Annotated in this window: 3 protein-coding genes; 2 read left to right on the top strand and 1 reads right to left on the bottom strand. The window is 44.9% G+C overall.

Translation table 11 applies throughout. The features are described from left to right. Positions 1 to 69 precede the first annotated feature (69 nt). Both ruvA and sprA read left to right on the top strand, forming a co-directional pair. Entirely contained in the window at positions 70 to 666 is a 597-nt protein-coding gene (ruvA, locus tag IH598_09160; GenBank protein ID MBE0638678.1) for a Holliday junction branch migration protein RuvA, read from the top strand. 8 nt (positions 667 to 674) lie between these two features. Continuing rightward, positions 675 to 7916, top strand: coding sequence for a cell surface protein SprA (gene sprA / locus IH598_09165; protein MBE0638679.1), 7242 nt, complete (start codon positions 675 to 677; stop codon positions 7914 to 7916). Positions 7917 to 8208: 292 nt separating this feature from the next. On the opposite strand, the gene IH598_09170 is transcribed toward sprA, so the two are convergent. Continuing rightward, on the bottom strand, positions 8209 to 9450 hold the full coding sequence (locus IH598_09170; GenBank protein ID MBE0638680.1) for an ATP-binding protein: 1242 nt from the start codon (positions 9448 to 9450) through the stop codon (positions 8209 to 8211). Between the last annotated feature and the right edge of the window lie 243 nt (positions 9451 to 9693).

Consider the following 9693-nt stretch of genomic DNA (forward strand, 5'->3'; position numbering starts at 1 on the left):
CCAAAATCAGAAATAATATACTTTTGCCTTTGCAGTTACTATGTTCAAAAAGAAGAAAGACGAGAACCCATGATTGAATATTTAAAAGGAAAACTGGTTGAAAAAAACCCGGCGTATGTTATTCTGGAACAAAACGGAACCGGCTACCTGATCAATATTTCATTGCAAACATTTACCTCTGTCAAAGATCTCGACGAAGTTAAACTTTACACCCATCTTGCATTTAGAATTGAGGCCACCACTCCGACTGGATTTGTATTGTATGGCTTTTTTGATAAAGCTGAACGCCAGTTGTATCGCATGCTCATTTCAGTTTCCGGAGTTGGTAACAGCACCGCCATGCTGATGTTGTCGTCGCTTGCATTTAACAAAATTATCGAAGCGATCCGCCTGGCCGAACTGGATGTTTTGAAGGGGGTTAAAGGCATTGGAAACAAAACCGCACAGCGCATCATCGTTGAGCTTCAGGATAAGATCGGGAAGGAAGTTTCAGCCCCTGAATATTTGGGAATTGCACACAATACACGAAAAGAAGAGGCGTTAATTGGTCTGACTACGCTGGGGTTTGGAAAACAGGCAGCTGAAAAAGCTTTAAATGCAATCTTGAAAAATAATTCCGACCTCAGCGTTGAAGTTTTAATTAAGGAAGCATTAAAAATTCTGTAAAGCTATTTTTGATCCGAAAATCAACATATCTACTGTTCTTTTTAGCCCTGGTTCTGATCTCGGTGGCAGGTATTAACCGACCATCAGCAAACCATGACCGGGGTTTTCCATTGCCCCTCTATCAATACTTTTCTCCGGCCGGCGACTCGGTTGAATTGATTTATCCATTCAGGGATCAGCCTGCAAACATCACAGAACCAAAGCCGCAATCCCCACTTTTTCTCAACGACCCATCAAATATCAAATCAGAGGTAGAGTACGACCCTGAGACAGGTGAATACATTATCAGACAGCGTGCTGGAAACCTGGATTACCGTATGCCTTACACCATGACTATGGGCGAGTACATGAAATGGGATCAGGAACGGGCTTTGCAACAATACTGGCTTGAACGTGCAAAAACGGCCGGCGGTGGCGCTTCAAGTACCGGCATCATCCCACAGATTTATATTGGAGGAGAGGTTTTTGAAAAGATATTCGGATCAGGAACCATTGACATCCGGCCGCAAGGATCTGCCGAACTTACTTTCGGGGTGCTGGCCAACCGGAGGGATGACCCCACCCTAAATGTAAGGCAGCAGAATGTTGTCAACTTCGACTTCCAGCAGCGTATCCAGATGAGTGTGATGGCAAAAATCGGGGATAAAATTCAATTTGAAACCAACTACAACACCGAAGCGACTTTTGAATTTGAGAACAAGCTCAACCTGAAATATGAGGGGAAAGAGGACGAAATCATCCAGTTAATTGAGGCCGGTAATGTTACGCTTCCGCTTAATGGCACTTTGATTACGGGTAGCCAGGCGCTCTTTGGGATCAAAACAAAGTTGAAGTTTGGTCGTGCCACAGTAACGGCCATTTATTCCGAGCAAAAAAGTGAAACCCAGAATATCACCGTTCAGGGTGGGGGGCAGGCCAATACTTTTTTACTCAACTCCGATGAATATGAAGAAAATAAGCACTTCCTGCTTGGGCAGTATTTCCGCGATAATTTCGATTTCGCCCTCTCTGATTTGCCTATCATCAGTTCAAACATCAACATTACAAAAATTGAAGTTTGGGTGACCAACATAGGCGCTGCCGTGAATGAAAACAGGAATATTATTGCATTCCAGGATCTTGGAGAGCGTGATCCCTATAGTCCCAGTATCACAGGTTATCCAGCGACTTTATATCCCGATATGTATCGCTCCAATAACTTGATGGAGTTGCTTCTCCCCTATGAGGCGCAATTAAGGGACATCAATACTGTAGCTTCGCTTCTGACCAGTCCACCCTTTTCTTTCGTTGCCGGAATAGATGGTGCAAAAGTTGAAAGCGCGCGCAAGTTAAGCCAAAATGAATACACTTTTAACAGTAAGCTTGGATTCATCTCTCTCAACACTACACTAAATCCTGACCAGGTGCTTGCTGTAGCTTATCAATACAATGTAATCGGAGATACTACCATTTTTCAGGTTGGGGAGTTTTCGGATCAGGGGATTGATTCTCCCAAAAACCTCGTTGTTAAATTGTTAAAGAGCAATATTCTCAGCACCAATGTTCCGGTGTGGGACCTGATGATGAAAAACGTCTATGCCATTGGCGCTTACCAGGTGCAAAGCAAAGATTTTATCCTCAATATTCTTTATTCGGGTAACGAAAACGCAGTCCCTACCAGCTACCTCACCGATGCCGGGGCCGCCAGCGGAATTCCACTGATCAGGGTTTTAAACTTCGACAATCTCGACCCGCAGTTAAATCCACCTTACGACGGGATTTTCGACTACCTCGACAACGCTGCTACCCAGGGAGGAACCATCCAGGGGTCGAACGGAAGGATTTATTTCACCGTCCTTGAACCGTTCGGCAGTTATCTCCGTGAACAAATCGGTGATGATAATATCGCCGACCAGTTTGCTTACGACTCACTTTATACCCTAACCAAGAATGGTGCACAACAATACCCCGAAAAGAACAAATTTATGCTGGAAGGATTTTATAAATCCTCCTCTGGTTCCGAAATATCGCTCAATGCTTTAAATGTTCCTCAGGGCTCGGTAAAGGTGACAGCAGGTGGTGTTCCGTTGGTCGAGAATGTAGACTATACGGTTGACTATACACTTGGCCGGGTAAGAATTATGAACGAAGGGGTACTCAACTCAGGTACACCGATCAACATCTCGATGGAAGCCCAGTCATTTTTCAATATTCAGACCAAGCGGCTGATGGGAACCCACATTGATTACCGGATCAATGAAAATTTCAACATCGGAGGTACAATCCTAAACCTTACCGAAAGACCTTTAACCCAAAAAGTCAATTATGGTAACGATCCCATATCCAATACAATTTGGGGTATGGACCTGGCATACCAGACCCAATCCCGGTTTATTACCAAAATAGTAGATAAGCTGCCATTTCTTACTGCCAAAGAGGACTCAAGGGTTACCATTGACGGTGAATTTGCCCATTTCATACCTGGTCACCCCAAAGTTATCGGTAAGACCGGAACTTCTTATATCGATGATTTTGAAGCCAGTAAATCGACCATTGACCTCAAGAATATCGCGTTCTGGCACCTTTCAAGCACCCCGCAAAAGCAGGAAAGCCCCGGTTTATTCCCCGAAGCTGCGCCAAATACAGGATTGGCCTATGGTTTTAACCGGGCAAAATTGGCCTGGTATATCATCGATCCTTTGTTTTATGACGAAACAGGGAGCCTGAGGCCTGATAATATTGACCTGAATGAACTTTCCAACCACCTGGTCAGGCAGGTGCTCGAAACGGAAGTTTTCCCCAACAAAGATCTTCCAAACGGCATCCCAACCAATATCCCGATACTTAACTTAGCCTACTACCCAACTATGCGTGGACCTTATAACTACGATCTTGGTGGCGCTGCGGGATATTCTGCCGGAGTAAATGAGGATGGTACTTTAAAAGAACCTGAAAGCAGATGGGGTGGGATAATGAGGCGTATCGAATCATCTAACTTTGAAGCTACGAATGTGGAATATATTGAGTTCTGGATGATGGATCCGTTTGTTGAAGGACAAAACAGTACGGGCTCTCTGTATTTCAACCTTGGGGATATTTCTGAAGATATCCTGCGCGACGGACGTAAAAGTTTCGAACATGGTCTTCCTCCCACCGAAGAAGTCGAAAATGTTGACACCACTATCTGGGGGCGGGTTCCATCGCTTCAGGCATTGGTCGATAATTTCAGTAATGTTGCCGGTTCGCGCGTTTACCAGGACGTTGGTCTGGATGGTCTGCGCGATGATGATGAGCGCTCCTTTTTCGGGTCTGACTTTCTGCAGAATATAGCGAATCTATATGGAACCGATTCCGAAATTTACCGCAATGCTGTCGCTGACCCATCCTCAGATAATTATCATTATTTCAGAGGGACTGATTTTGACAATGACCCGTCTTTTTCGAGCATTTTGGAAAGATATAAACAGTATAACGGCCCCGATGGCAACTCACCCACCGAAGAACAGAACCCTGAATCCTATCCTACCGCGGCCACAACAATTCCCAATGCTGAGGATATCAACCGCGATAACACATTGAGCGAAGGCGAACGTTATTTTCAGTACAAAGTGGAAATTGATCCCATGACCATGAATGTGGGTCAGAATTTTATTTCCGATGTTTACACTGCCCAGGGAATCAGGCTTCCCAATGGCCAGATTGGGGAGGTGAAATGGTACCAGTTCAAAATTCCGGTACGCGACCCCCAGAAGATCGTTGGCGGAATCCAGGATTTCCAGTCAATCCGGTTTATGAGGATGTTTATGAAGGACTTTGACAGCACTACAGTGCTTCGCTTTGCCACACTGGAGCTGGTCAGGGGCGAATGGAGAAGATACCGTTACGACCTGCTTTCGCCCGGCGAATATATTCCCAACGACATCCAGAGTGAAACTTCATTCGACATTCTTTCAATCAACATTGAAGAAAACGGAAAAAGAAGCCCGATCCCTTACGTAATCCCCCCCGGGATTGAACGCGAGGTGAACCTGGGAACCACCAATCTGCAGCAGCTCAACGAGCAATCGATGGTATTACGGACTTGTAACCTGATTGATGGCGACGCGCGTGGCGCCTATAAAACTACTGATTTTGATTTCAGGGACTACGGTTTTATCGAAATGTATGTGCATGCCGAAAAACTCATCGAAGAACAGGAGTTGAACGATGGCGATCTTACCCTCTTCGTGCGTTTTGGTTCTGACCTCACACAAAACTATTATGAATATGAAGTGCCATTGAAATTCACACCATGGTACACTTCTCTCAACGACCCTGAGCTAATCTGGCCAGATGAAAACCGGATGAGAATTGACCTGGAAAGACTTGTTCAATTCAAGTTGGACCGCAATACCCAGATGCGGCAACCGGGGTCAGGAATTTTTCAAACCATGCCCTATTTCACATTCGACGGACCAAATAAAGTGACCATCCTTGGTAGTCCAAACCTGAGCAGTATCAAGGCAATTATGATTGGTGTGCGGAATCCTAAACAAACCTCTTTCACCGGTAGTGACGACGGGCTTCCAAAATGTGCGGAGATTTGGGTGAACGAACTTCGGTTGACCGATTTCAACAACCAGGGTGGATTTGCAGCTACTGCACGCATGCGTACCGATCTTTCTGATTTTGGAAACGTATCGCTATCAGGGCTCTACAGTACGCCCGGTTTTGGAAGCATCGAAAAGAAAACCAGCGAAAGAGCAAAAGAATTCACCAAAAACTGGGATTTTTCCACCAACCTCGAGTTGGGCAAATTTTTTCCCGAGAAATTTGGAATTCGGATCCCTATGCACTTCGATTATTCCGAATCAAGGTTTGTCCCAAAATACAATTTGCTCGAGCCTGATATTTTACTCAACGACGATCTGGAAACTTATGATGACCCTAATGATCGTGACTCTATCACCAAATTGAATGAAGATTATGTGATGCGCAAGAACATCAACTTCATTAATATGCGCAAAACGAAGACAGGTGCATCCACAAAATCCAATTTCTACGATATCGAAAACTGGGGTTTTAGTTATTCCTACTCCGAAATTTTTGCCCGAAATGTTGACCTCGAGTATGATGAACAGAAGAAGTACTTTGGTGGAATTGGCTATAATTTCAACAATAATCCCAAAAACTATAAACCTTTTTCTTCAATCAAACTCTTTAACCCAAAGGCCTTTGCGCTGATCAAGGACTTCAATTTTTACCTGGTGCCAAAACTACTTTCATTCCGGACAGATATGAACCGTGAATACAGCCAGCGCCTTTTGCGAAATAAAAGCCAATATGAAGTGATCATCGAACCCACCTACCTGAAAAAGTGGGACTGGTTGCGCAATTTTGCCGTGAATTGGGATTTTGCCACTTCACTGCGCATGGATTACCGGGCTGATGTAATGTCATATATTGATGAATTGCCGGGCAGCATCGAAAAAGATGACCCTGATTATGAAATCAAACGGGAACAAGTAAAAAGGGAGCTCAGAGAACTGGGTAGTAAAACCAACTATTTCCATACCTTAGGGTTGAATTACACGATACCAATTTCGAAATTCCCATTACTGGACTGGGTAAATGCCACCGCACGCTACCAGACCAATTACCGTTGGCAAGCGTCACCGCGATCCCTGCAGGTTCGTTTGGGTAATCAAATCGAAAACTCAAATACGATTCAACTCAATGGTAACCTGTCTCTTGATCGCTTATATGATAAAGTGCCATTCCTTAAGGCGGCAAATACCCCTAAAAGACCTGCCTCCCCCGGAGGGATGCAACGCCCGGGAACACCACAGACCGACAAGAAAGCCGAGCAGGACACTGTCCCCAAAGCCCGACCCGAATACTTCAAAATTGCCGGCAATACCTTACTCAAGTTGATTACCAGTTTCAAAAGAGCCTCACTGGCTTATTCACAGGGGAATGGGATATTTTTACCAGGATTTATTCCCGAAGCAGGCCTTGTGGGGAACAATTGGGATCTGAATGCGCCGGGTGCTGCGTTTGTCTTTGGCAGTCAGCGCGATATCCGGGGTGATGCCGTCAGAAACGGATGGATCACAACCGACACGCTGCTCAATACAGCTTACGTTACCAAATATAACGAGCAAATAAATTTCAGGGGAACCATCGAACCCTTCACTGATTTCAAGATTGAGATCAGCGCTGACCGAACATACAGCCTGGTCCATCAGGAGTATTTCAAAGCTGACCCCACAGGTAGTTTTAACTCGTTCTCCCCAACCGACCAGGGAAGTTTCAGTATGTCCTTCTTCACCTGGAATACGGCCTGGGTAAAAGATAATGAGAAAGATGAGAATGCCAACTTTGAGCAACTCAAGATAAACCGGAAAGATATCGCCTTCAGGCTGGCCATGGAAAATCCAAACTGGAACGGCAATGTGGTAGATTCTACGGGTTTCCCCGAAGGATACGGCCCAACGCAACAAGATGTGATTCTTTACAGTTTTATGTCGGCTTACACAGATAAAAGTCCGGACTCTTATAAGCTGGAGGCTATGCCGAAAATTCCCCAACTCAACTGGAGAGTTACATACAATGGCCTCGCCCGGATAGAACCTTTCAAAAAATACCTTCGAAGTTTAACGATCACTCATGGCTACCGAACCACTTACAGCATCGGTTCGTTCCAGAACAACCTGCTGTATAAAAGTAGTGAAGGCGCCCCCTCGGCCGTTGACATAAACAACAACTTTATCGCTGAATTGCAGATTGCGCAGGTGAGTATTGTTGAACAGTTTAATCCGCTGATCACTTTCGACCTGACCTGGCTCAACAGTCTGATGACAAAGTTTGAGATGAAGAAAGCCAGAAACCTTTCGCTGAGTTTTGTAAATAATCAGCTTACGGAAGTGAGAACCGATGAATATGTGGTTGGTCTGGGATATCGATTCAAAGATGTACAGTTTGCCATCAGATCAACCACCGGTGGTGGAACCGGACAGCGGCAAAATGTGAAAAGCGACCTCAACATCAGGGCGGATTTCTCCATCCGGTCAAATAAGACGATCCTCCGCAGGATCGACGAAGACATTAACCAGGTTTCGAGCGGGCAAAAAGTACTTTCAATTAACACATCGGCAGATTACACGGTCAATACAAGGCTAAGCCTGAGGCTCTTCTTCGATAAAGTGATCAACAACCCGTATGTTTCTTCACAGTATCGAAATTCCACAACCAATGGTGGTATCACCATGCGCTTCACCCTTGCACAATAAATAGCCACAATCGCTCCCCACCGCGCCCCTTCCGCTAAAGGGGCGAGCGTGCGCACAATCCAATTCAAAGCAGCGAGCCAACCAGCCTACCGCACCCCCATCCCCTAAAGGGGCGAGCTGGCGCACAATTCCACCGCACCCCCTGCCCTTAAAGGGGCGAACCCGCGCACAATCCAACCATCAAATTCAAAGCAGCGAGCTAACCAGCAATCCAACATCTCGTCCGAAGTGAGAATACTCCCCCTTTAGGGGGCCGGGGGGAAGCAGCGGGTTTGTCAGCAATCCAATTTGATCAAAGAATACCATCAGCAGTTAAAAAATCCCTGATGTTCATTTGCATGATGCCTTCGAAGTTGGAAGCGGGCAGTTGATCCATACTGATGATGTATTTTGGATAGTTGTCCTTTATTTTAAGAAGATTGCCGGTTTCGCGAAGGGTAGTTTTTTCGTCGGTCATCAGGTAGGTAACCTGGAAATATTTTTTTTCATCGTGCTTTTCAGCCACGAAGTCAATCTCAAAATCATCGAGGCTGCCCACCGATACTTTGTAGCCTTTTGCAATCAAATGCATAAAGACAATGTTTTCGAGGATTTGCGATATATCTGACTGCCTGAATCCGATGACAGAATTTCGAAGGCCAATATTCTCAAAATAATATTTTTCGCCGGTTTCAAATATTTTCCTGCCCCTGATATCTGCCCTGCCAACCTGAAAGATCATATAACTTTTCGTCAGGAAATTGAGGTAATTGAGCACCACCTGAACGGAAATGTTGACCCGTTGCGATTTCAGATACTCACTGATTCGCTTTGCCGAGAAGAGTTGCCCTGTATTGTCGGCCAGAAATTTTACCAATTGCTCGAGGAAATGTATGTTTCTAACTTTATAGCGGTTTACGACGTCTTTGTAAAGGATCGTGGCATAAATGTTTCGCAGGTAGTCGAAAATAATATCATCTTCAAGGCTGAGGTGGATCAGGTAGGGTAAACCTCCAAAACGGAGGTACTTCAGAAAAGCTTCGCCCGACTCGTTCAATTGATGAAAAGAGAGGAATTCGGGATAGGTTAAGCTGTAAACTTCAATTTCGAGCGACCTGCCGCTGAGATATCCGGCAATGTCGCCCGACAACAGTTCGGCATTGCTGCCTGTACAGTAAATATCAATCCCGCCGCGGGCAAGCAGGCTGCGCAGGGCTTTTTCGAAGTGCTCAATATCCTGAATTTCATCAATAAAGAGGCAATCCCGGTTTCCGGTGATTTTTGTTTCCACGTATTCAATGAGGTCGGTATTGTCGTGGATAAAACAGAACTCTGCCAGCTCCATGTTGATGTAAATGATGTTGGCTTGTGGAAATTGTTCAAGGATCAGATCGCCGGTTTGAAAAAGCATATAGCTCTTGCCCACCCTGCGTTGGCCTGTAAAAATTTTGATAATGTCTTTGCCTATAAATGGCGACACCCTTTCGATAAGATGCTGCCTTTTGATGTAAGGCTTTTTGTATTCGCTGAAGGTCTTGATGTGATCTGTATTCATAAATGAAGTTTTGCACAAAAATACAAATAGTTTCAATTATGATTGAAGCCATTGGGAATAGTTAAACCCCGCACCAACCCTGACAGGGTTCCAAACCCTGTCAGGCATACGCGTCAACTTAATTAGGTTATCTATTTGGATATTAGTGATTTGCTTTTGTTTAAACGTTTTAAGACGTAGGTGTCTCTGTCTTCAATAAACCATTCCATTTCTTCACCTTTTTCAATTTGACCGGCCTCAGCT

It is taken from the genome of Bacteroidales bacterium, from assembly GCA_014860585.1.
Taxonomy (GTDB): Bacteria; Bacteroidota; Bacteroidia; order Bacteroidales; family 4484-276; genus RZYY01.